The organism is Marinococcus sp. LNHM5E3-2.1 (assembly GCF_056034365.1).
Genome location: NZ_JBQLIB010000003.1, coordinates 135,071 through 158,903 on the forward strand (window position 1 = coordinate 135,071; position 23,833 = coordinate 158,903).

At 46.5% G+C, this 23,833-nt stretch carries 21 protein-coding genes; 11 read left to right on the forward strand and 10 right to left on the reverse strand.

Annotation, left to right across the window (positions count from 1 at the left end; translation table 11 throughout):
* The first annotated feature begins 6 nt into the window (after positions 1-6).
* Positions 7-600, forward strand: coding sequence for a response regulator (locus ACTRXH_RS06300; RefSeq protein WP_474260930.1), 594 nt, complete (start codon positions 7-9; stop codon positions 598-600).
* 98 nt (positions 601-698) lie between these two features.
* On the forward strand, positions 699-911 hold the full coding sequence (locus tag ACTRXH_RS06305; RefSeq protein WP_322526655.1) for a DUF896 domain-containing protein: 213 nt from the start codon (positions 699-701) through the stop codon (positions 909-911).
* Positions 912-966: 55 nt separating this feature from the next.
* Here ACTRXH_RS06305 and ACTRXH_RS06310 read toward each other — a convergent pair whose 3' ends face one another.
* Complete coding sequence (locus ACTRXH_RS06310; protein ID WP_474260929.1) at positions 967-2,169, reverse strand: Bcr/CflA family efflux MFS transporter; 1,203 nt, start codon at positions 2,167-2,169, stop codon at positions 967-969.
* Positions 2,170-2,327: 158 nt separating this feature from the next.
* Positions 2,328-2,708 carry a DUF1516 family protein gene (locus ACTRXH_RS06315; RefSeq protein WP_474260928.1) on the reverse strand — a complete coding sequence of 127 codons (381 nt, stop codon included), beginning with the start codon at positions 2,706-2,708 and terminating at the stop codon, positions 2,328-2,330.
* 177 nt (positions 2,709-2,885) lie between these two features.
* On the opposite strand from ACTRXH_RS06315, the gene ACTRXH_RS06320 reads away from it, so the two are divergent.
* Positions 2,886-5,066 carry a malate synthase G gene (locus ACTRXH_RS06320; protein ID WP_474260927.1) on the forward strand — a complete coding sequence of 727 codons (2,181 nt, stop codon included), beginning with the start codon at positions 2,886-2,888 and terminating at the stop codon, positions 5,064-5,066.
* Positions 5,067-5,213: 147 nt separating this feature from the next.
* On the opposite strand, the gene ACTRXH_RS06325 is transcribed toward ACTRXH_RS06320, so the two are convergent.
* A complete protein-coding gene (locus ACTRXH_RS06325; protein WP_474260926.1) occupies positions 5,214-5,348 on the reverse strand; it encodes a protein YhfH in 135 nt (44 codons plus the stop codon).
* Between the two features lie 30 nt (positions 5,349-5,378).
* Positions 5,379-6,662: an isocitrate lyase gene (aceA, locus tag ACTRXH_RS06330; protein ID WP_298784703.1), complete on the reverse strand. Its 1,284-nt coding sequence runs from the start codon at positions 6,660-6,662 to the stop codon at positions 5,379-5,381.
* A gap of 441 nt (positions 6,663-7,103) precedes the next feature.
* Here aceA and ACTRXH_RS06335 point away from each other — a divergent pair, with 441 nt between their 5' ends.
* Both ACTRXH_RS06335 and ACTRXH_RS06340 read left to right on the forward strand, forming a co-directional pair.
* Entirely contained in the window at positions 7,104-8,678 is a 1,575-nt protein-coding gene (locus ACTRXH_RS06335; protein WP_474260925.1) for a BCCT family transporter, read from the forward strand.
* Positions 8,679-8,812: 134 nt separating this feature from the next.
* A complete protein-coding gene (locus tag ACTRXH_RS06340) occupies positions 8,813-9,862 on the forward strand; it encodes an EAL domain-containing protein (protein WP_474260924.1) in 1,050 nt (349 codons plus the stop codon).
* A 94-nt stretch (positions 9,863-9,956) separates the two neighbouring features.
* On the opposite strand, the gene ACTRXH_RS06345 is transcribed toward ACTRXH_RS06340, so the two are convergent.
* On the reverse strand, positions 9,957-11,561 hold the full coding sequence (locus ACTRXH_RS06345) for an L-lactate permease (RefSeq protein ID WP_474260922.1): 1,605 nt from the start codon (positions 11,559-11,561) through the stop codon (positions 9,957-9,959).
* Between the two features lie 329 nt (positions 11,562-11,890).
* Between ACTRXH_RS06345 and ACTRXH_RS06350 the strand changes: the two genes are divergently transcribed.
* From ACTRXH_RS06350 to ACTRXH_RS06360, 3 genes are all read left to right on the forward strand, one after another.
* Complete coding sequence (locus tag ACTRXH_RS06350) at positions 11,891-13,096, forward strand: ornithine--oxo-acid transaminase (RefSeq protein WP_474260921.1); 1,206 nt, start codon at positions 11,891-11,893, stop codon at positions 13,094-13,096.
* Between the two features lie 17 nt (positions 13,097-13,113).
* A complete protein-coding gene (gene pruA / locus ACTRXH_RS06355; protein ID WP_474260920.1) occupies positions 13,114-14,661 on the forward strand; it encodes an L-glutamate gamma-semialdehyde dehydrogenase in 1,548 nt (515 codons plus the stop codon).
* A 183-nt stretch (positions 14,662-14,844) separates the two neighbouring features.
* Positions 14,845-16,074, forward strand: a complete 1,230-nt coding sequence (locus ACTRXH_RS06360) for a dicarboxylate/amino acid:cation symporter (protein WP_474260919.1) — start codon at positions 14,845-14,847, stop codon at positions 16,072-16,074.
* A gap of 39 nt (positions 16,075-16,113) precedes the next feature.
* On the opposite strand, the gene ACTRXH_RS06365 is transcribed toward ACTRXH_RS06360, so the two are convergent.
* Positions 16,114-16,437, reverse strand: coding sequence for a 2Fe-2S iron-sulfur cluster-binding protein (locus ACTRXH_RS06365; protein WP_474260918.1), 324 nt, complete (start codon positions 16,435-16,437; stop codon positions 16,114-16,116).
* Positions 16,438-16,544: 107 nt separating this feature from the next.
* Positions 16,545-17,135, reverse strand: a complete 591-nt coding sequence (locus ACTRXH_RS06370; RefSeq protein WP_474260917.1) for a protein-L-isoaspartate(D-aspartate) O-methyltransferase — start codon at positions 17,133-17,135, stop codon at positions 16,545-16,547.
* A gap of 201 nt (positions 17,136-17,336) precedes the next feature.
* On the opposite strand from ACTRXH_RS06370, the gene trxA reads away from it, so the two are divergent.
* Positions 17,337-17,651: a thioredoxin gene (gene trxA, locus ACTRXH_RS06375; protein WP_322526643.1), complete on the forward strand. Its 315-nt coding sequence runs from the start codon at positions 17,337-17,339 to the stop codon at positions 17,649-17,651.
* Positions 17,652-17,702: 51 nt separating this feature from the next.
* Here the strand turns inward: trxA and ACTRXH_RS06380 are convergent, their stop codons facing one another.
* The gene (locus ACTRXH_RS06380) at positions 17,703-18,665 is read right to left on the reverse strand and encodes a bile acid:sodium symporter family protein (protein WP_474260916.1); all 963 of its coding nucleotides are present in this window, start codon (positions 18,663-18,665) and stop codon (positions 17,703-17,705) included.
* 237 nt (positions 18,666-18,902) lie between these two features.
* Here ACTRXH_RS06380 and ACTRXH_RS06385 point away from each other — a divergent pair, with 237 nt between their 5' ends.
* Complete coding sequence (locus ACTRXH_RS06385) at positions 18,903-19,631, forward strand: YwaF family protein (RefSeq protein WP_474260915.1); 729 nt, start codon at positions 18,903-18,905, stop codon at positions 19,629-19,631.
* A gap of 11 nt (positions 19,632-19,642) precedes the next feature.
* Here ACTRXH_RS06385 and ACTRXH_RS06390 read toward each other — a convergent pair whose 3' ends face one another.
* Positions 19,643-21,115 carry a phospholipase D family protein gene (locus ACTRXH_RS06390; protein ID WP_474260914.1) on the reverse strand — a complete coding sequence of 491 codons (1,473 nt, stop codon included), beginning with the start codon at positions 21,113-21,115 and terminating at the stop codon, positions 19,643-19,645.
* A gap of 719 nt (positions 21,116-21,834) precedes the next feature.
* On the opposite strand from ACTRXH_RS06390, the gene ACTRXH_RS06395 reads away from it, so the two are divergent.
* Positions 21,835-22,827 (forward strand): C40 family peptidase, encoded by a 993-nt coding sequence (locus ACTRXH_RS06395; protein ID WP_474260913.1) that lies wholly within the window; start codon positions 21,835-21,837, stop codon positions 22,825-22,827.
* A gap of 73 nt (positions 22,828-22,900) precedes the next feature.
* Here the strand turns inward: ACTRXH_RS06395 and ACTRXH_RS06400 are convergent, their stop codons facing one another.
* Positions 22,901-23,749, reverse strand: coding sequence for a Cof-type HAD-IIB family hydrolase (locus ACTRXH_RS06400; protein ID WP_474260912.1), 849 nt, complete (start codon positions 23,747-23,749; stop codon positions 22,901-22,903).
* Positions 23,750-23,833 lie beyond the last annotated feature (84 nt).

Here is a 23,833-nt window from a genome sequence, read left to right on the forward strand (position 1 = left end):
CCAGCTATGATAAGAATAGTGATCGTGGAGGATCAACAGATGCTTTTAGGAGCGCTCGGTTCTCTTCTTGATTTAGAAGAGGATATGGAAGTGGTCGGAAAGGCGGAAAATGGACAGGAAGCTTTGACTCTTATTGAAAATGAGCAGCCCGATGTTTGCATTATGGATATTGAAATGCCGGTAAAAAGCGGGTTAGAGGCTGCAGAGGAACTAAAGGAAAGCACGTGCAAAATTATCATTCTCACCACCTTCGCCCGCACCGGTTATTTTGAACGGGCCCGAAAAGCGGGAATCAGCGGCTACCTTTTGAAGGACAGCCCGAGTGAAGAACTGGCTCAGTCTATCCGCATTATTATGAGCGGGAGAAAAGTCTATTCCCCTGATTTAGTGGATCTTGCATATAACACTGCCGCTACACTTACTAAACGTGAAGAAGAAGTACTCGCTTTAATCGCAGAGGGGAAAAGCACTACAGCCATAGCCCGGCAGCTTTCCCTCACCAACGGCACTGTAAGAAACTATATTTCAGTTATTTTCGATAAGCTTGAAGTAAGCAACCGTGTGGAAGCCGTCACTAAATTTCAGGAATTAAAGCATTAAAGGGCGCCTGCTGCTCCGACTTGCATATGCAGCAGGCTTCTGCTATACTACTTTTATACCATATACATGTATGGGTATAAAAAGAAAGGGGAATTCACATGATCGCAACGCTTCCTCGCATTAATGAACTGGCGAGAAAAAAGGTGAATCAGGGACTGACTGTACAAGAGCAGCAGGAGCAAAAGCAGCTTCGTGAAGAGTACCTTCAGATGATCCGCGGATCGATGGAGGCGACTCTGCTTACCACCACCGTGCAGGACCCGGAAGGTAACGATGTAACACCGGATAAATTAAAAAACATTCAATCCTAAAAGACGCCTGATATAAAAGCCGGCACGCTAAATAAAACAGCGTGCCGGCTTATTTTTATTCTTTTTGCGGGCGTTCACTGAGTGTACTGAAGGCTGTGAGTCCAAAAACAGTCGTAATAAACATAATAAACCCCATTGGGACAGCCGTTGTTTCATCAATACCGGCAAGCGGGGAAACTATCGAGCCAATCAAGAGCGGAAGCATACCGAGCAGCGCGCTTGCACTCCCTGCCCGGTGACCCTGTTTGGCAATTGCCAGTGTAAACGAGCTTGTCAGCACCATTCCCATCGCTGTCATATAAATGAAGATGGGAATGACAAGCAGCGCAAGCGGTCCTTCAATGATTGTCATCACGAGAAGAAAAGAACTTGCGCTTACCGCCGTGATTACGGCTGTGCGCAGCAGTTTGCGTTCAGCAATAATGCCTGCCAGCCGGCCTATTAAAAAGCTGCCGGTGATAATCGCGAGACCGTTGATGCCAAATAATACACTGAATACCTGGGCAGAAACCCCGTAGATCTCCTGATAAACAAACGGCGTGCCGGAAACGTAAGCAAAGCTTCCGCCATGCACGAAGCCAAGCGTTAAGGCATAGCCTATAAAAGAACGATCCTTCCACAGATCACCAATAGTGCGGATCGTATATTTGAGTGAACTCGGCGTCCTTCTTTCCTCCGGAAGAGTCTCCTCGAGCCGAAAACCAATCGTAACGACAATGGCAATCCCTACGGCCGCAAGAAAAAGAAAAATTGTCGACCAGTTTGAAAACGGAAGAAGCAAAATAGCTCCCCCGATCATCGGTGCTGCCATCGGGGCGATAGCATTAATAACCATCAATAAGGAAAAGAACTTTGTCAGCTCCCGGCCGCTGAAAATGTCCCTTACCACTGCCCGTGAAACGACAATACCGGCAGAAGCGGTTAAACCCTGCAGCAGCCGAGCAGCAATCAATATGTATATATTCGGTGCGATTGCACAAATAAACGAAGCAGCCGCAAACAATGTGATAGAAACCAGCAGCGGCTTTCTTCTTCCTTTCGCATCACTAATCGGCCCGACAATCACCTGACCAACTGCAAGCCCTACAAGACAGGCAGTTAAACTAAGCTGCACCATAGAAGCGCGGGCGTTCAAATCTTCCGCTATTCCCGGGAAGCTTGGCAGGTACATATCAATATTGAGCGGTCCAAGGATCGCAAGCATACTAAGAATCAACGCCAGCCCGATCCGCTCTTTTCCTTTTGGATTTTGAATCATATATAAGGAACACCTTTCTACTTGAGATAACCGTGCATTCGCATGCAATTTTACATTTTCTGCATACGTTAGTTATTCTATCCCGTTTCCCTGCTCATGTACACCTCATTTCGCCAGCAGCTCTTAAGCGTCAGCATAAGAGCTGCTCATTACTGGTTTTACTCCATAACGGATATACCAACGGGAAACACTATGCCTAATACGATCGTGAACACAATCATAGAATACGTTAGAAAAGCGAACCTGGGGCGGTGTTCACTGCCGATAATATGATTGAGATGAATTTCCATAAAAATAAGGGTTAACAGTCCTGAAGCAGCTTTTAAAAATATTGCCGGAAAATCCGGTGTCAGTCCTATAAGCAGCCCGCCAGAAATTAATCCAGGCAAATATGCACCCCGGAGTGTGTAATGCACTCCTAAAGCAAATTTGTTTCTTCCCGTCTGGTAAAAAATATTCGCAGAAACGAATAACACGAGCAGGAGGACTATCAATGAAAGGTGAGCCGTAACAAGGAATTGCACTATTTGCGGGGTCATTTTCTCTTCCTTTCTTAACTTTAATTCACAGTGCCTCCACTATACTAAAGAAAAATTCGTTTGACGAAGTTTATAATTTTATATAACAGTATTGATATTTACATAACTGTTATAATACAATGATATTATATCCTGGGAGCAGCTTTTTCTGTTCCCTTACTTTGAAGGAGGAATAGTATGACGACGTATCGATCGGCAGGCAGCCTTCATGTACACCCTTCTTTATATCAATTTATTAATGAAGAAGTGCTTCCCGGCTCTGGATTGGAACAAAAACAATTTTGGCAGGACTTCGGACAGATTGTTCACGATTTGACTCCTGAAAACGAAGTGCTTCTGCACACGAGAGATAACCTGCAGAATCAGATTCACGAATGGCACCAGGCTCACTCACGGTGGGACCCGGATCAGTACCGGACGTTTCTCGAAAGTATCGGTTACCTTGAACAGGGGCCGGACGATTTTCAAATTGCAACTGAGCAAACGGACGAAGAAATATCTATGCAGGCTGGGCCGCAGCTTGTCGTTCCCATCAGTAACGAACGCTTCGCCATTAACGCTGCTAATGCCCGTTGGGGGAGTCTTTACGATTCTTTATATGGAAGCGATATCATCAATGACGAAGGCGGGGCAGAGCAGCAGAAAGCCTATAACCCCGTACGCGGAGAAAAAGTCGTTGCTTATGCCAAACAATTTTTAGATGAATACTTTCCTTTGCGCAGCCATTCCCACAAGAGCGCCACCAGCTACTCGATCGAAAATGGCAGCCTCGAAGTTTCTTTTCAGGATGGCAGCAAGGATCAGCTTCAATATCCTGAACAATTTGCAGGTTATCAGGGCGCCAGTGCCCAGCCGGTAGCCGTTCTTTTAAAGCATCACCGGCTGCACATCGAAATTCAAATTGATTACGGCCACCCGGTTGGCAGGACCGATCCGGCCGGAGTAAAAGATCTGGCCGTCGAGTCTGCGCTCACGACTATTATGGATTGCGAGGATTCTGTAGCCGCTGTAGATGCTGAAGATAAAACGCTCGTTTACCGAAACTGGCTCGGGCTCATTAAAGGAGATATTAAAGCCCATTTCCAAAAAGGCGACAAAACAGTGACCCGTATTATGAACCCCGACCGCAGCTACACGTCTCCTGCAGGCGAAGAATTTACTCTTTCAGGCCGTTCTCTCATGCTGAACCGGAACGTTGGCCATTTGATGACGACCGACGCCATATTGAACAAAAAGGAAGAAGAAATTCCTGAGGGCATTATGGATGGGGTCATTACGAGCTTGATCGCCAAACACGACCTGCTTGGGAACGGAAAATACAAAAATTCCCGCGAAGGCTCCATCTATATTGTAAAACCAAAAATGCACGGTTCTAAAGAAGCTGCCTTTGCAGACAAACTGTTTGACCGTATTGAAGACATGCTCCACCTGGAACGCCATACCTTGAAAATAGGTGTTATGGACGAGGAACGGAGAACAACGATTAATTTGAAAGCATGCATTAAAGAAGTAAAAGACCGGGTAATGTTCATTAACACAGGCTTTCTGGACCGGACCGGAGATGAAATTCACACCTCCATGGAGGCTGGACCGATGATCCGGAAAGGCGAAATGAAAACCTCTGCCTGGCTCGGAAGCTATGAAAAATCAAACGTACAGACTGGACTTGCTGCCGGCTTCGAACAGCGTGCTCAGATCGGTAAAGGTATGTGGGCAATGCCTGAGCAGCTGGCAGCGATGATGGATCAGAAAGACGGGCAGTTAAAAGCCGGGGCTTCCACCGCCTGGGTGCCGTCACCAACGGCCGCCACACTGCACGCTCTCCATTATCATCAGGTCGATGTCCCAGAGGTTCAAAAAGATTTAAAGCAGATCTCTGAATCCCATCTTGATTCTATTTTAACTATACCTGTTGCCGACAGGCCAGACTGGTCCCCGGCTGCAATCCAGGAAGAGCTTGATAACAACGCCCAGGGCATTCTTGGATATGTTGTACGCTGGGTTGAGCTTGGCATTGGTTGCTCTAAGGTGCCTGATATCAACAACGTTGCTCTTATGGAAGACCGGGCAACGCTTCGCATCTCCAGCCAGCATATTGCCAACTGGCTTCACCATCATATTTGCTCCAGGCAGCAGGTAATGGATACATTCAAACGAATGGCCGCTGTTGTAGATGAACAAAACGCCCATGACCCCGAATACCGTCCGATGAGCCCGGACTTTGAACAATCAACCGCCTTTCAGGCTGCATGTGATTTAGTATTCAAGGGGTACAATCAGCCAAACGGCTACACCGAGCCTATCCTGCATAAACGCCGTAGAGAAGCTAAGAATCGTTTAAAAGCAGAGACCAAATAACTGCTTTTCCGCCGCCTCGGGACTTCCACTGTATGGAAATCCTGAGGCTCTTTTTTGTTCCCCACTTCAGTTACTTCTTTTACATATGTATACAGCAAAAAAGCCGGCGCCCTGCTGTAACGCGGGACACCGGCCGTATCTTTTCTGTTATTCTTCAGTTTTACTTAAGCAGTGATCGCACTGGATCATTGGTGTTTCCTGATGCTCTGTCATTTCGCCTCCGCAGTCGCTGCAAATCATTGTCGGTATTTCGCTTTGATACTCCATCGTCGTTTCTCTCATTGGAAAAACCTCCTTATGATTTTTTAATACTTACCGGCTGAACTGACTTGATTCTGTAGAGCCCTTCATCGCTGTTGTGGATGATTTTCCGCTTGAGATGGTAGTTGCTACCTGATCGAAGTATCCTGTACCAACCTCACGCTGGTGGCGCGTTGCCGTGTAGCCATGGTCTTCGTTGGCAAATTCCTTTTGCTGAAGCTCGGAATAAGCACCCATGCCGCGCTCCTTATAGCCGCCAGCCAGTTCAAACATGCTGTTGTTAAGAGCGTGAAAGCCGGCCAGAGTAACAAACTGGAACTTATATCCCATCTCGCCCAGCCGCTCCTGGAAGGTTTCAATTTCCTCGTCACTCAGCTTTGCTTTCCAGTTAAAGGAAGGCGAGCAATTATAGGCAAGCATTTTCCCCGGGAATTTTTCGTGAATCGCGTCTGCAAATTTCTGTGCTTCCTCAAGGTTTGGTTCAGAGGTCTCGCACCAGACAAGGTCGGCGTACGGTGCATAAGCAAGACCTCTTGCAATCGCCTGGTCCAGCCCATTATTCGTACGGTAAAAGCCTTCCTCGGTCCGTTCGTTGCTTCGGATAAATGAGTGATCATAGGCATCAATGTCGCTTGTAAGCAAATCGGCCGCATTCGCATCGGTTCTGGCTACGATAATTGTCGGCACTCCCATTACGTCTGCTGCGAGTCTTGCAGAAATAAGATTCTGGATAGCGGTGCTCGTCGGTATCAATACCTTTCCGCCCAAATGGCCGCATTTCTTTTCGGAGGCAAGCTGGTCTTCAAAATGAACACCGGCGGCTCCCGCTTCGATCATCGATTTGGTTAATTCAAACACGTTCAGACGGCCTCCAAATCCTGCTTCCCCGTCGGCTACGATTGGAGCAAAAAAGTTTGTTTCGTCATTTCCTTCAAGATGCTCAATCTGATCGGCCCGCTGCAGCGCCTGGTTGATACGCTGTACTACATGCGGAACGCTGTTGGCAGGATATAAGCTTTGATCCGGATACATATGGCCAGAGAGGTTGGCGTCAGCGGCAACCTGCCATCCGCTTAAATAAATCGCTTTCAATCCTGCTTTCACCTGCTGCACGGCCTGATTGCCGGTAAGTGCCCCAAGCGCCCGTACGAACGGATCCTCCTGCATTAAATTCCAAAGACGATTCGCCCCCATATCAGCGAGTGTATATTCTACTTTAATCGACCCACGAAGCTTCAATACATCCTCTGCTGAATATGGGCGTGTAATTCCTTTCCAGCGTTCCTCGTTCTCCCAGGCTTCTTCCATCTGTTTTACATCTTCCTGACGAATCATATGTCTCTCTCCTTTTTCTTCAGATTAAACAAATTTGAGATGCAGCTGCGTTTTCTGTTATAGTACAATTTGTTTTGTTGAGACTATATTATAACAGTATATAAATTTCGTCAACTGTTTTATAATAATTTTTTGAAATTTTTATTTCCTTTTATATCAAAGGTTCGCAGGTGCCGATTAAAATGAGTTCTTCTTTTTAACAAATAGAGCACTTAAATACTTTCTGTATTAATACAGAAGAACACTTTTTCTCAAGAAGAATGCTTTTACCTTAAAACCTGCTGGTTTTGCAAAACTTACAGCCTTTTTCATTGACGAAACCAACTGGTTCTACTATGATATGTTCTTTGTGTCGGGCTGCTGAAAATCGATTTTTCAGTCCTGACTTTTCTCTGTCCGCATAAATCTTTACTCCATATATAAAAGAAAGTAGGAATATTTGTGTCTTCACAACCCCCGAATCATTGGAAAAACAATGACTGGCCGGTCACGCTTCTCAGCGGTGGACTGTTGATCTTATTTGTCGTTTTTTCTCTTATTAACGCAGGAGCTGTCGGCCAGTTTGTCACGACCACCTTTAACTGGGCTGTTGCCTTTTTCGGAGCTTTTTGGCAGATTCTTTTACTTGCCACTTTTTTCATCGGACTCTATATCGGCTTTTCGAAATACGGACGTGTACGCCTTGGCAATTTAGCAGAACCGGAATTCAGCTATTTTAAATGGCTTTCCATCATTATGTGTACCCTGCTGGCCGGCGGTGGGGTTTTCTGGGCTGCAGCCGAGCCTATTTATCATTTCATGGATCTGCCACCGGTATTTTCCGGGCTGGAAAGCAGTTCCTCCGAAGCAATACAGCCCGCACTCGCTCAAAGCTTTCTACACTGGGGATTTCTCGCCTGGGCTATTCTCGGAACGCTTAGTACTATAGTGTTAATGCATGCACATTACGATAAAGGCATGCCTCTTCGTCCACGGACGCTTCTTTATCCGGTCTTCGGCGAAAAAATCGCTATTCACAGTCCGCTTGGCACGATCGTGGATGTGTGTTCGATCGTTTCGGTAGCTGCCGGCACTATCGGTCCTATTGGCTTTTTAGGTACCCAGGCTGGCTATGGCTTTGAGACCCTTATGGGGATCCCAAACAATTATCCGACACAGTTTATGATTATTGCCGGTCTTGTAGCTGTAGCTTCTATATCCGCCGTCACCGGTATTCATAAAGGAATTCAGCTTTTAAGCCGGTTCAATGTATGGTTTACGATTGTTCTGATTTTATTTATATTGCTTATTGGCCCGGGCGGCTTCATTTTAGACGCCTTTATCTCTTCGTTCGGGGTTTATACGCAGGAATTTGCACAAATGAGCAGCTTTCGCGGAAACAATGAGTGGCTCGGTTTATGGACGATCTTTTTCTGGGGATGGTTTTTGGGCTATGGGCCGATGATGGCCATTTTCATTACGAGAATTTCCCGCGGAAGAACGATCCGGCAGCTGATTCTAGCCGTGTCTATTATCGCTCCTCTTGTCACAAACTTCTGGTTTACCATTGTTGGCGGTACGGGCATCTTTTATGAATTAAACAACCCGGGCTCGGTTTCAGATGCCCTGTTTGAATCGGGCATGCCTGCTTCGATGATGGCAATCGTGCAGCAGCTGCCTCTCGGAACATTTATCGCTTTCTGTTTTCTATTAGTTACTATTCTTTTCGTTGTGACTACGACGGATTCTATGTCCTACACGATTTCAATTGTAGTCAGTGACAGCGAAGAGCCGCATTCTGCCATTCGTGTTTTCTGGGTGGTTATTATGGGAGCCGTGGCTGCCTGCCTGTTGTTTATCGGTGAAGGCAGCGTGGACGCCCTGCAGTCATTTATCGTAGTAACCGCCGTTCCCGTCTCTCTTATTCTGCTTCCAACGCTCTGGCTCGCGCCGAAAGCAGCCAAAGCAATGGCTCAAAAGCAGGGAATTACAGCATCCTCTTCCGTAAATAGTGAAATAAAAAAAGAAGCACAATAATATGCGCAGAGAAAGGGACACCTCCTTTTCTCTGCTTTTTTATGTTTTTTTCAACAATTTCTTTCGGAATCCGATAAAATAGAGAGAACATAAAGCTATATAAGCGTACGTTTTGAATAGGAGGACCTAAGATCATGAATCAATGCTCCAGCTGCACAGCACTGCCTGATTTGGAATCTTCCGGGTATCTGTTGTTCACCCATACAACCTTCAGTGTGCTCCGTGAGCTTCATTATCACATGCTCCAAAACGGTTACAATTCCTACACTCAGGATAATACGCTTCATTATTACTATTCTGCTGTTCAGACACTCGGCCCTTTTCTGGATTTCATTGAACGCACCCTTCCCGGAGACCCGGCCGAGTTAAAGGGCACCTGGACAGGTAAAGATCAGCAGGCCCATGCGAACATGATTAATTTCCACCAACTGAAAGAGCGGATTTCCCGCCCCTCTTTTATGACTGTCATCAATAATGAGCAGTTCACTCATCACATGCAGCCGATTATTCAATTGAACACCGGTGAAGTAATGGGATACGAATTTCTCATGCGCCCGCAGGCAGATGCTGCCCAGTTCCGCCCGGATCAGCTGTTTTCATTTTCCCAGCAGAGCGGCCTGCAGTCGCTTTTAGACAACCGGGCACGCATTGCGTCTATTAAAACCAGTGCCAAATATCTAAAGCCCGGCATCAAACGGTTTATTAATTTTCTCCCCTCTTCGATCTATGATCCGGACCACTGTCTGCTCTCTACATTTGCAACAGCCAAAAGCTGCGGGATTTCTACAAAGGATCTTGTGTTTGAAGTGGTGGAGACAGAAAAGTTTGATGAGCTCGAACACCTGCTCCGTATTTTTCAAGCCTTTCAATCGTACGGTGTACGTGTTGCTTTAGATGATCTTGGAGCCGGCTACTCGACGATTGATGTTATGGAGGAGCTGCAGCCGCATTACGTAAAAATCGACCGTTCACTAGTCGACCATTGCGATCAGGACATTAAAAAGCAGCAGCGGCTGGAAAAAATCGTTTCACGCGCAGGCAGCTACGGTATTATTACGCTGGCTGAGGGAATTGAGCGTTCTGAAGAATTGAACTGTGTGCGCGAAATTGGATTTGACCTGGCCCAGGGGTACCTGATCGGAAAACCAAGAGCAGTACCTGAATCCCCTTCGATTTCGGGCTAATCAGAATAAACCTTTTTATTTCCCGGGCAATAAAAAGGACCGACGCTGAAAAGCCGGTCCTTTTTGCTGTATTTTTTTGTCCCAACAATCCGCTTTAATGAATAAATAAACTCAGAGCAAACGTCCACAGGCAGACAAATAATAGAAGGTACAGGCTGTATTTGAGCGTCATTTTCATTAGTTGCCCTTCCTTACCTGTCTGTCCCACAGCGGCAGTCGCAATAGCGATGGACTGCGGCGAGATCAGCTTCGCCATTACTCCTCCTGCTGTGTTGGCAGCTACCAACAGTGCCCCATCAACGCCAACTCCCGCAGCAGCTGTCGTTTGAATAGAAGCAAACAACGTATTATTATTTACGACCGATCCTGTCATAAATACTCCAATCCAGCCAAGTACAGGTGATAGGAAAGGAAAGATATTCCCTGTCATAGCTGCTGCTTCCCCCATAGCCATCGTTAGTCCACCATAGGTGGCAAGCTTAGCTACTGCAAGAATGGCACAAATGGTGACAATCGGCAGCCACAGCTCTTTTAATGTCTGCATTAATTCTGCATGCGCCCTGGACCAGTTCATGTTTTTGGCAAATAACACTGTCACGAGCACCGCCAGCAGAATAGCTGTACCTGTAGCTCCGATAAAGTTCAGGTTAAATACAATTCCCTGGCCCGCCGAGCTGCTGTACGTTCCCGGCAGAATAAAACCAAGCACCGCAGGGGAAAGTATGCCGCTGTCTTCAAAAAGCGCTTTAAATCCTGGAAAGCTCCATATCATGATAAAAATCGTCAGCAGATAAAACGGTGACCAGGCAAATACTACCGTCCTCCAAGATCCTTTCGCTTTCGGTTCAGCTCGCACATATTCTTTACCATCAAGGCGGAAAATATTAACCGGTTGCCAGAACCGCTGGAGAATGGCAAGAGCTCCCATTGCTGCCAGGGAAGGAATAATATTGGCAAGCTCAGGACCAGCAGTAACCGTAATCACTGCCTGGAGCACCGTATATGTTACAGCTGTTACCAGGATTGCCGGAAGAGTTTCTTTAACCCCCTTTAACCCGTCCAGAAGAAATATCAGTAAAAACGGAATGCTGAAGTTAACGAGCGGAAGCGTGAGTGCAGTCATCTGTGACACATCCATTGCAGTTATTCCCAGCTGAAGTGTATCAATAATACCTACAGGCACTCCGATGGCCCCAAAAGCTCCGGCTGCGCCGTTGGCAATCAGACAAAGCATAGCTGCCTGAAGCGGCTGAAACCCGAGCTGAACGAGCAGCACGGCACAAATAGCTATCGGTACTCCAAACCCTGCAGCGCCTTCCAGAAAGGCATTAAAACAAAAACCTATTAATAATAATTGCACCCGCTGATCTGCGGAAATCGAAGCGATGCTGTTTTGGATCGTTTGAAATTTCCCTGATGCGACCGATACCTTATACAGCCAGACAGCCATGATAATAATATAGCCGATCGGAAACAGCCCCTGCACAATTCCTTCTGTCACTGCCCCGCCGCTTTGAGCAAGCGGCAGGCCGAAAACTCCCATTGCTATTACAAAAGTAACGCCGAGCGTAAGCAAAGCGGCATAGATGCCTTTCATTTTGAACAGTGTCAGGCATACCAGGAACAATAAAATTGGCACTGCAGCTGCCAGAGCAGAAAAAACAATATTTTGAAACGGATCGTACGTTTCCACAAACATGAAAATCCCTTCCTTCTCTTCATCTCTATATGTGAATCATTTCACATATAGAGCATAACCCAGAGAAGCCACTGGCACAATAAATTTGTGAATGTTTTCACATAAAGTTCTAAATTAAAATTTATTCTTTATTTCACCCAGTATTCGGTTTTTCTGTTTGTAATTAAAGCACTTTAATTTTCAAAAAAGTGCAAAAAAATTAATCACTGCATGCAAAATTTTTTTCCTCTCCTCTCTGTTTCACCAGCTGCTTCCTGCTGTAGGCGCCTTCTGAAGTTGGCACGGTTCTTGCAACTTTTACAGTAACCTTACTTTAGGAGTGGGTATGCATGACAGAAACAATGTCTTCGAGTCAGATCATCGATCAAAACGATAAACACGGTGCCCGGAATTACACACCGCTTCCCATTGTTATTACTGAAGCGGAGGGTATATGGGTGAAGGATCCGGAGGGCCGCTCCTATATTGACATGCTGAGTGCATACTCCGCTGTTAATCAGGGCCACCGCCACCCCAAAATTATACAGGCCCTGAAAGATCAGGCCGACCGGGTGACGCTTACCTCACGGGCATTTCATAATGATCAGCTTGCTCCTTTTTATGACAAAGTGTCAGCCTTAACCAACAAGAACATGGTACTCCCCATGAATACCGGGGCAGAAGCAGTAGAAACAGCAGTCAAAGCGATCCGCCGCTGGGGCTACGAAAAGAAAGGGATTCCGGAAGGGCGTGCGGAAATTATTGCATGCGAAGGAAACTTTCATGGACGTACGATGAGCGCTGTCTCCCTTTCTTCGGAAGAGGAATACAAACGGGGCTTCGGCCCGATGCTCCCGGGTATTAAAATCTTACCGTACGGGGATCTCAAGGCGCTCGAAAAAGCCATTACCCCTCATACAGCTGGATTTTTAGTTGAGCCCATTCAGGGGGAAGCCGGAATTATAATACCCCCTGAAGGATTTCTGCAGCAGGCGTCCGAGCTGTGCCAGGCCCATCAGGTGCTGTTTGCCGCTGATGAAATTCAATCCGGTCTCGGACGCGCCGGTAAAATGTTCGCCTGCGACTGGGACGGGGTTACTCCTGATATATACATTCTCGGAAAAGCACTGGGCGGCGGCGTTTTCCCTATATCATGCGTAGCTGCTAACGAGGATATCCTTGGCGTGTTCACCCCGGGATCCCACGGATCTACATTCGGCGGCAATCCCCTCGCCTGTGCAGTGGCGGCTGCTTCTCTTGACGTGATCGAAGAGCAGCAGCTTGCCGCCCGTTCACTTGAACTCGGAGAGCATTTTAAACGCAGGCTTGCCTCTATCATAAACCCTCATATTAAAGAGGTACGGGGCAGAGGGCTGTTTATCGGCATAGAACTCGATATTCCGGCGCGTGCCTGCTGCGAGCAGCTAAAAGACAAAGGAATTCTCTGTAAAGAAACACACGATACTGTTATCCGCTTCGCCCCGCCGCTCGTTATTTCACAGCAGGATCTGGACTGGGCGGCTGAACGAATTGAAGAAGTGCTTACTGAACTTTAATAATAGGAGGCTTTCAAATGTATACAGCGTACCGTCATGAACCCTTTACCGATTTTACGGATGAAAAGAACCGAAAGGAATTTGCAGAGGCAATAAAAGAAGTGGAAAAAAACCTCGGTCAGGACTATCCGCTGATTATTGGCGGTGAGCGGATTATCACTGGGGAAAAGCTTGTTTCCATCAACCCTGCCAATAAAAAGGAAGTCGTCGGAAGTGTTTCCAAAGCCAATCCCGCATTAATTAATCAGGCATTCGATGCCGCAAGCGAAGCGTTTCAGTCCTGGAGAACGACAAGTGCTGATGCACGTGCGGAGGTCATGTTCCGGGCAGCTGCAAAAATGCGCCGGCGGAAGCATGAATTGTCGGCTACGCTCGTGAAAGAAGGCGGCAAGCCCTGGAAGGAAGCAGATGCCGATGTGGCCGAAGCTATTGATTTCGTCGAATATTATGCCCGCCAAATGCTTGAGCTGAAAAACGGCAAAGCGATTAACAGCCGGGAAGGAGAGTACAATCAATATGTGTACCAGCCGCTCGGTGTGGCTGTTACGATTCCGCCATGGAATTTCGCCTGCGCGATCATGGTCGGGACAACGGTCGCCCCGTTGGTGACGGGCAACACCGTTTTGTTAAAGCCGGCCGAGCCGACCCCTGTCATTGCTGCGAAGTTTGTGGACATTCTGATTGAATCCGGCGTGCCGGACGGCGTCATTAACTTCGTACCCGGTGAACCCGAAGAAATCGGCGACCACCTCGTGGACCATCCGAAAACAGCACTCATCAGCTTCACCGGCTCTCGTGCCACCGGCACACGTTTGTACAAAAAAGCCGCCGAGATTCAGGAAGGCCAGCAGCATTTAAAGCGGGTCATCGTTGAAATGGGCGGCAAAGATACAATCGTCGTCGACAGCGAAGCAGATCTCGACACCGCCGCTGAGGCCATCATTGCTTCCGCCTACGGATTTTCCGGCCAGAAATGCTCGGCAGGCTCCAGGGTCGTCGCTCACCAAGACGTGTACGACGAAGTTCTGAGCAAAGTGGAAAAGCAGGCCAAAGCTTTATCCGTCGGGGATCCAACTTCCTATGACAACTACATGGGCCCTGTCGTCAATCAGAAAGCATTTGATAAAATCACCGGCTATATTGATATCGGCAAGCAGGAAGGACGGCTTGTGGCTGGAGGAAAGAGTGACGACTCCAAAGGATACTTCATTGACCCAACCGTCTTTGCCGATCTGGACCCGAAAGCACGAATCATGCAGGAAGAAATTTTTGGCCCGGTCGTCGCTTTTACGAAAGCGTCCTCCTACGAAGAAGCCATTGATATTGCGAACAATACCGAATACGGCTTAACCGGGGCAGTCATCTCCAATAACATCGACCGTCTGGAATACGCCAAGCTGCATTTCCACGTCGGCAATCTTTATTTCAACCGTAACTGCACCGGTGCCATCGTCGGCTACCACCCATTTGGCGGCTTCAAAATGTCCGGCACGGATGCCAAAGCCGGCGGCCCGGATTACCTCATTCAGCACCTGCATCCAAAAACCATCAGTCAAATGCTTTAAAATGGCTAGTTGTGCTGTCTTATATCTTTTACAAAAGAGTTTTCTCCAACGCGGGAAAACTCTTTTTTATCGTTAATCTCATCCCTCACCTGAGCGTTCATTTTGACAGAAGCATCTGTTTGCTTTAGTTTTTATAATGTTGATTAAACCGATAAGAATTTATTAATAAAGGAGGTTCAACTGGTGAAACACTTGATGAAGCGTTACTTTGATGTGTCGCTGATTGCCAAAATCACAACTGCTCTTATTGCCGGTATCGCTGCAGGTTTTATTTTCGGTGAAGACGCCGCCGTGCTCGCCCCTATCGGCGACCTTATGCTTCGGCTGCTTCAATTTATTATAGTTCCGTTGATTTTATTTACACTGATTGTCGGGGTTAATCAGACTACTATTGGTGGTCTCGGCCGGATGGGAGGCAAAGTATTCATTTATTACCTTCTTACCTCTGCTTTAGCTATCGTGGTAGGCACCTCTGTCGCCAGTCTTTTCAACCCTGGCACCGGCACTACGCTGGATGGGAGCGAAAGCTTTGATACACCGGAAAACCCCGGAGTTACAGAGGTTATATTAAATATCGTTCCTGATAATATCGCCGTAGCCTTTACGGAGATGAATCTTCTGGGCATTATTTTTACCGCCTTTGCTTTTGGCATTGCTTTAACTTATCTGCGTTCATCCTCAAGCTATAAAGAAATGGGCGAGCGTCTGTACCGCGGGGCAGAAGCCTTAAACGAACTTACGCTCACCGTTATGAAAGGCATTTTACAGTTCATCCCCTTCGGCATTTTTGCTATTATCGCTGAAATTGTAGGCAGTCAGGGAGCAAATACGCTTCTCTCCCTCGGTAATTTTATACTCGTGCTGTACATTGCCCTTGCAGTACAGCTTGGCCTTTATATTGTCTTTCTTTTAGCTGCCAAAACTAATCTGGGCGCCTTTTTCCGGGAAGCACGCACCCCTATGCTCACGGCCTTCGTCACTCAAAGCAGCTCAGGCACCCTTCCTCTCACGTTAAACGCTGCACGTGATCTTAGATTAAAGCAGAGCCTTTACGGCTTCAGTCTGCCTCTTGGAGCGACGATTAACATGGATGGGGCCGCCATCCGGGTCGCTGTTTCCGCCGTTTTCGCAGCAAACGTCGTAGGCGAGCCGCTCAGCTTTGTGGCCATTCTCCAAATTGTAATTGTCGGCACACTGGCTACGGTTGGTACCGCCGGAGTTCCCGGGGCTGGCATTATTATGATTGCCACCGTTTTTGCCCAGGTCGGTCTCCCGATGGAAGCAGTAGCACTTTTAACCGCAGTTGATGTACTTGTCGGTATGGGAGCAACAGCTTTAAACGTTACCGGGGACCTCGTCGGAACGAAGCTGATCAACAAAACAGAAAAAACGGGCGATGCTGCCGGAAAATAGCATAAAGCCGCGGCCTCATGGAGGATCCGCGGCTTTATTTTAATCCACCGGGCGTCTTCCCGGCTCCATATCAGAATTGGAGGCCGTCATGACTGGTGTTACCGTCAGGTCGGAATACACCCGGTTTTGACAGGAGAGCCTGATATTTTCATCAGTAATGTCTTTGTTTTCGAGAATCGCGGCTTCTGGAGCTTCCTTCGGCCCGAGTTCTCCTTCATTTACTTCACATCTGCAGGTGGTGCACCTGGCGTTCCCGCCGCAGCGGTGCAGAATATCAACACCATTGTCTTCAAGCGCAAGCACTAATTTTTTTCCTTCTTCCACTTCAAATGTACCGTAGCCTTTTACATTAACTGTTGGCATAATAAACCTCCTCTTTGAAATAAAATGCACGTAAAGCGTAACACAATGAAAAACAGCAAGCCTAATCATCCTTTAATCAGCTGCCCCTTTATGCCTTCCGCATTTTATCACGTTTCTTCATCCTGCTTGAGCGGTACAAACGCTACATATTCGACTACAGAGGAGTTCACTTCTCCCTGACTGTTTTTTTCTATAAGCAGCAGTTCCTGCCCCATTCGGCCGCCTACCGGCACGATCATTTTCCCGGGAGCTGCCAGCTGCCCGACCAGGGACTCCGGCACAGTTTTAGCTGCTGCTGTTACCATAATACGATCGTACGGCGCATGCTCCGGCCAGCCTTTACTGCCGTCACCCAGGCGATACTTAATATTCGTAAACCCTGCTTCCTGCAGGCGCTCCCGGGCCCTTTCCTGCAGCGGTAAAATCCGTTCGACTGTATAGATCTGTTCAGCAAAAGCTGCTAATAGAGCCGTCTGGTAGCCGGAGCCCGTACCAATCTCGAGCACCCTGGAAACGGCATCAACGTCCAGCTCCAGCGTCATTTTCAATACAAGCGATGGCTGGGAGATGGTTTGTCCGTGCCCAATCGATAAAGCCTGATCCCAATTTGCAAGATTTTTGTCTGTATCCATATAAAAACTGCGGTCCATTGCCCGAAAGTAGCTTCGTATTTCTTTATCCCTGTCTTTTTTTGACATGGCGGCCTCCTTTCTTCGTATGTTCCCGAATACATACTCTTTGAGAGCTTTCTTGCTTATATTCTTTTCCCGCATGCTTCATTTTCCATTCCTTCTCTTGAAAAAATTGAACGATCCAAGCATACTTTTAGACAAATAGGGTTATTCGTACTACGATTACTCTATACTCGCAATGAAGCGAAATGAAGGAGGTACTCATCAATGGCTATTGTACACGTATCAGACCAGGACTTTTCCGAACAGATTTCCGAAGGTGTCGTTCTAACTGACTTTTGGGCACCTTGGTGCGGACCCTGCAAGATGATTGCTCCGGTTCTCGAAGAAATTAACGAAGAAATCGGCGACAATGTCAAAATTGCTAAATTAAACGTTGACGAAAATCAGGAAACTGCCGGTAAATACGGCGTTATGAGCATTCCAACACTCATGATTTTCAAGGACGGCGAAATGGTAGAACAAATCGTCGGCTTCCAGCCGAAGGACCAGCTTCAGGGTCTGCTTGAAAAACACATGTAATTTTTCTTTATTAAAAATCCCGCGCTCGATATGAGCACGGGATTTTTTCTCTTACTTATAGTGCTTCCACTCTTTTTCCTTTACAGCCTCTTCCCTCTTCTGGCTTTTTCTCCCCCACCAGGACACGAGCAGCGGCCCGGAGATATTATGCCAGACGGAAAAAATAGCGCTTGGAAGCGCAGCAAGCGGCGTGAAGTGGACCGTGGCCAACTGGGTGCCAAGCCCGGAATTCTGCATTCCTACCTCAATAGATACCGCCCTCCGTTTTGTTTCGTCTAATCCCACCAGCTTCGCCGTTACATAGCCAAGGGCCAAACCAAAGCTGTTATGAAGCACAACCGCTGCAAAAACCAATAGTCCGGTTGCAGCAATATTTTCCTGATTTGCTCCCACGACCCCGGCTACAATAGCAATAATTGCTGCCATAGATACAATTGGAAGCGCCTGAACGCTTTTTTCCACTGTTTTTGGAAACAGTTGTTTAATAATTAAGCCGAGCGCGATAGGTATAATAATGACCTGGAAAATGGACAAGAACATTGCCAGCGGGTCCACCGGCAGCCACTCATTTGCAAACACCAATAGAGCAAACGGTGTCAGAAGAGGAGCGAGCAGCGTCGACACTGTCGTCATAGCAACCGATACCGGAAGGTCCCCTTTGGCCAGATAAACCATAACATTCGAGGCTGTTCCTCCCGGACACGCGCCTACAAGTACGAGACCTGCCGCTATTTCCGGCGGAAGCTGCAGAACCAGGGCAATGATAAAGGCCGCAAGCGGCATAATAACGAACTGTGCAATCACCCCGGTCAGCACCGGCAGCGGCTTTTTCGCCACAATACGGAAATCGGAAAGGTTTAGCGTGAGCCCCATGCCAAACATGATGATCCCGAGTAAAATAGTTATGTAGCCGGTAATTCCTACAAATGCATCCGGCAGCAGATAAGCAATGAACGCAACAACTAACACAAAAACAGCAAAATATTTATTTACAAATATATTCAGGCTGTTCATTCTCCCACCCCATTATTTTCTCTAAATTATGAAATATTTAGCATTTTAACGCTATTACACTAATATTTCAATACTTTAGTGTAAAAAAGGAAAAGGAATACTTTGTTTTTCCTTTACACTATTTATTATTGAAACCAGGCCTGCCCCTGGAGTCGTTTGTTTAAAGAAGAGTGGCTGAGGGAATCCTTCGGCAACGTGTTTACTGATAAAAGAAAAACAATTAGGAGGGGATGAAACGTGTGGTGGTGGAAATTTAATCATGACGGTCCAGCCTTTGAACCTTTTGGTACCGGGCAGCTTATGGTATGGCTTTTTCTCGCCCTCGCCTGTATTGGTCTTATACTTTTTCAAAGCTACCTTCGGCGCGAGCCCTTAGCAAGAAAGACGATAAAGTGGTTTATCATTTCCACCTTCCTCCTTGGACAACTGGCCCTGCAGCTTTTTTATATTACAAACGGCATTTGGAACCCGCGGTTTTCACTTCCACTTAAAGTCAGCGATCTGGCCTGGATAGCAGTCGTTATTATGCTTATAACCGGCAGCCGCTTCTGGACGGCATTCGCGTTTTATGCCGGTACCTCAAGCGCCCTGCTTACTATAGTGTTTCCGGACATGGAACGCTACGGCTTTCCCCATTTTCGGTTTCTTCACTTTTTTATTACACATGCGCTGATTGTGGCAGGCGTTGTTTATCAGCTCGTTGTAAAGCGTACGTTTATTTCCTTTCGTTCCTTGTTTGTCGTTTGGGGAGCCTTGAACGTTGCTGCCGTGGCGGCATTTTTGGTAAACCTCTATTTCGACGCCAATTACATGTATTTAATGGAAAAACCAGCGTCTCCTTCCCCTTACGATTTCTTCGGCCCATGGCCCTATTATTTGCTCACGCTTCAAGCGATAGCGTTAACTGCGTTTCTATGCCTGTACGCAGGGTATCGCTTCGTCCTGAAAAAGTTTCTGCTTTTTTAATTTTTCTGTGTTTAAAACGAAGACATTCCACTCCATTCCTGCAGCCGGTAACGCCAATAAAGCAAACGGGAATCATTTTTATATTTTGTGTAATCCAGCGTGTGCGTGCCATTAGAATTATTCCACAGCCGATGATAATAATCCCGTACGCCTTTCAAGGCTTCCGACTCATTACTGCCGGTAACTACAACATCAGTTTCCAAATTGTAATTATTCAAATTTCTTTTTGTCAGGTTCGCTGATCCACCAATAACTACTGTCTCCTCAGCCTTTTCCATCATCATCATTTTGGCATGATACTGTACCCCATCGGCATGATACCAGCGTATGTTAATACGGCCATTTGATTTCTCCACGAGCTCGTTAGCTGCCGGCTGATTGGGTATGCCTATTTTTTCGCTTCCAAAAGCCTCTTCGTTTATATCCATAATAATATCAATATCAGCGCCACGGTCAGCGGCCCCGATGAGCGCTTCGATGACGTCGCGGTCCGCTAAATAAAACATTCCCATACGTAATTTCCCGTCCATGGGTAATTCGCGTATTTCTCTCAGCACCCGCTCTTTAATTTTGCGCTCTGTTAACAGCTGAACCTCGTACTTCCCGTTTTCTTCCGGCACTTCCACTTTAGAGATGAACGAATCGAATTTTTCCCCTGAGCGGCCCGCCATTTCCACTACTTCTTTTTCTGTTTTCAATAAATCCTTCAGCACAGCTCCTCTGACTTCAAAGCCTGTATTTGCATGATATCCGCTGGCATCGTGAGGATTAGCTGAAGTAACCATTCCTGCCTTTTCTGTAACAAGCGTTTTCCGGTGATTGGCTTTAAAGTTTAAAATTTCCAGATAAGAATGAAGCGTTACATCGGGAGCGTTACTCGTGAAAAAGTTAGGTAGCCATCCCCTCCCCTGGTTTTCAAACCACTGAACAAAAGTCCGGTAAAACCATGAGTAAAACGGATTCGAATCCCTTAATGCGTCCAGCTCCGTAAAAATGACTTCAATGCCGCTCCTTTCGAGCCGCTGAAAATGTTCAGGCGTATAAGCCCCGTAAAAAGTGTTAACCGGGTCAGTTATAACCACTATTTCTATGTCCGGCTCCGCTTCTTTTTTGTCGATTAACGCCTCCGACAAACGCCTCGTTAAAGGGAGGAAATCCACTCCCGCTTCATGGTCGCTGTTAAAGTAGAACATGTCCATCACGATAAACTGGTCCGCTTCTTCAATGTTCCGGATCACTGTATCAAATATTTCTTGTTCTGCCACCTGTGACTCTGTGGAGGAAACGTAGGTATGATCCTCCAAAAAAAGAACATGGTCTGTACGATGCTTTCGCCCCTCATAGGAGACATTCGCAGGCAGGGGCTTATTGCTTCCATAAACAGCGGCCGCGACTACAGCTGAAATAGTGCTGAGTAAAGCCACCAGCATCCACTTCTTTCTAAGAGCGTCTCTCTGAAATATTTTCGGAATTTCTCTTTTCATAACAGTGCTCCTTTTATTGGTTTCGCTTCTCCAATCTTTCTTTAACTAAAATTTTCTGCCAACGAACATTACTGTCTGCCTTTCTCTCTGAACCTTCAATTAGTTTCTTATTCCCGACAGGTTAAATATCAAAATGTAGTTTCTGTATATTCTATTTATAAAAAAGATAATTGGATAGCTACTGGATTATTGCAAAAATAAAACATGCATATTTAACACTTATTATGATTATTCATTTTATATTACGAAAACATTACAAGTATATTACTGTTCACCTTCAAAGGTTTTACTCATTTCCCTTAATAATTGCATGAAAAACGTCATATTACAGTTCGCTTCCATTTTTATACATAGTCTTTTTTACCCAAATAACAGCCTTTAGATTCATTTATTAAAAATTCAAAATATTAATAAAGCAATTGAAATTTTTTGCTTTGATTATTTCAGAATTCCTTTTATAAAAGCCTTTTTATTAAAACTATATTACAAAACTTACACATTATTGAATTGTCTCTCACATTCTTATAGAATTGGGTTTATAGAAAAACACATACTAAAGACTCACAAAAATACATTTAGGAGGTGCAGCTTCACTTCGCTACATCCATTATCCTGTCTACTACTTATACTTATAAATTCCAGTATTCATATCGAAAAACTCATCATTATACTCCTACATATATTAAGACAGCGGATGACCAAGCAGGTGAACACACATAATGAAAAAATACTTATTCGGAACAGCAGTAACAGCAGGAGTACTATTCGCAGGCCCCCAGGCAGCGGATGCAGCAATTGATGATCATGGTTCTTTATCCTATGGTGATGTCAACTCCTCCGTAAATGACCTTCAGGAAGCGTTAAAAGAAGAAGGATACTTTGAAGGCTACACCGGCTCCCGTTTCGGCCCTAAAACACTTCAGGCCGTAAAGGACTTCCAGTCTGCAGAAGGAATTTCCTCTCCTGCCGGCAGCTATTATGGCGTAGCGGGACCTTCGACCCAGGGAGCATTAATGGACGTAATTGGTTCCAGCTCTTCATCGAACACATCGAGCAGCTCGAACTCCACTTCCATTGGAAGCCACGGGTCTTTATCTTACGGCGATCGTAATTCTTCCGTAAACGCTCTTCAAAAGAAATTAAAGGAGCACGGCTTTTTCGAGGGCTACACCGGCTCCCGTTTCGGTCCTAAAACACTTCAGGCCGTGAAGGATTTCCAGTCCGCCACAGGTCTTTCGTCTCCTTCCGGCAGCTACTACGGTGTAGCAGGGCCATCTACGCAGAGCGCTCTGATGGATTACGACGGTTCCTCTGCGAGCAGCTCGAGCAGCAATGAACAGGTAGCCGGCGTTTCAACTGGCACTGGTTCAGACATTGTAAGCACAGCGAAGCAGTACATGGGCACTCCTTATGTTTGGGGCGGAGAATCACCTAGCGGTTTTGACTGCAGCGGTTTTATTAACTACGTATATGATAAGCACGGCAAAAGCATGCCGCGTACAGTTGCATCCATTTACAGTGCAAGCACAAAGGTTTCCAGCCCGTCTGTTGGCGACATCGTTTTCTTTGATACACGAGGCGGCGCATCACACGCAGGTATTTATGTTGGAAACAACGAATTTATCCACGCAGGTGCTTCCACCGGCGTTACTGTTTCAAGCATGAATAGTTCCTACTGGGGCCCGCGTTACATGGGCGCCGGCCAAATTTAAACAGTACCAGCACCAAGAGCCAGAAGATCCCTATAGAAGGGTTCTCCTGGCTTTTTATTTTTTTGCTGGATATTTAAAAATAATTTTCAAGAGCGTACGCCACTCCATTTTCCATATAGCTTTTAGTCACGTAATCCCCGGCCTCAATCACTTCTTCCACCGCATTTCCCATCGCAACACTGGTACCGGCGACTTCAAACATTGGCAGATCATTTAAGTTGTCCCCGATAGCTGCTGTGTTTTCGAGCGGCACTCCCATTTCTTCTGCCATACGGCGCAAAGCGTACCCTTTGCTTACGCTTGGGTGGGCGATTTCAAGCTTTGTAATTCCCGAAGACGTCAGAGAAACGTCTGTGCGCGGGGCCAGCCGGTCCCTCAGTTTTTTTAATCTTTTCCGGTCAAAGGACAATACAAATATTTTGTATATTTCTGCCGTTGCCGGGTTCACGTCCCGGTAGTCTTTCATATAGCCCGTGCCGTGCTGGGCATACTGGATGCCCATCTCCTCTTCCGACCAGGCTTCTGTTACCTCTTCGTCCTCTTCCTGTACGTTTCGCACTTCTGCTCTCAGCCGCTCCTTCCCCTCTTTCAGCAGTATTACTCCCTGGTTCGTATATATCTCGTAGTACCATTTTTCATTTTCAAGCTCGGGGAGCAGCTCTTCCGTAATCCCTTCAGGCATGACCAGCTGATCAATGCTCTCCCCGTCCTGGTACGTCCACGCTCCGTTTCCAACCATCATCGGGCAGTCCAATCCAGCGCGCTTCAAAATATCCTCAGTGTCCTGCAGCGACCTTCCTGAGCAGACAGCTACTGTATCTCCGTTTTCCTGTGCGGCCTTTATCGCCTTCACATTTTCTGCACTGATGGAACGATCTTTTTTAATGAGTGTCCCGTCTAAATCAACAGCGATTAGCTTCATTTCTGTTTTCCTCCAATGTAAGAACGATATAAATCTTTCTTATTTACTTTTATCATAAACTTTTAACGGTGTCGCGAATAAATT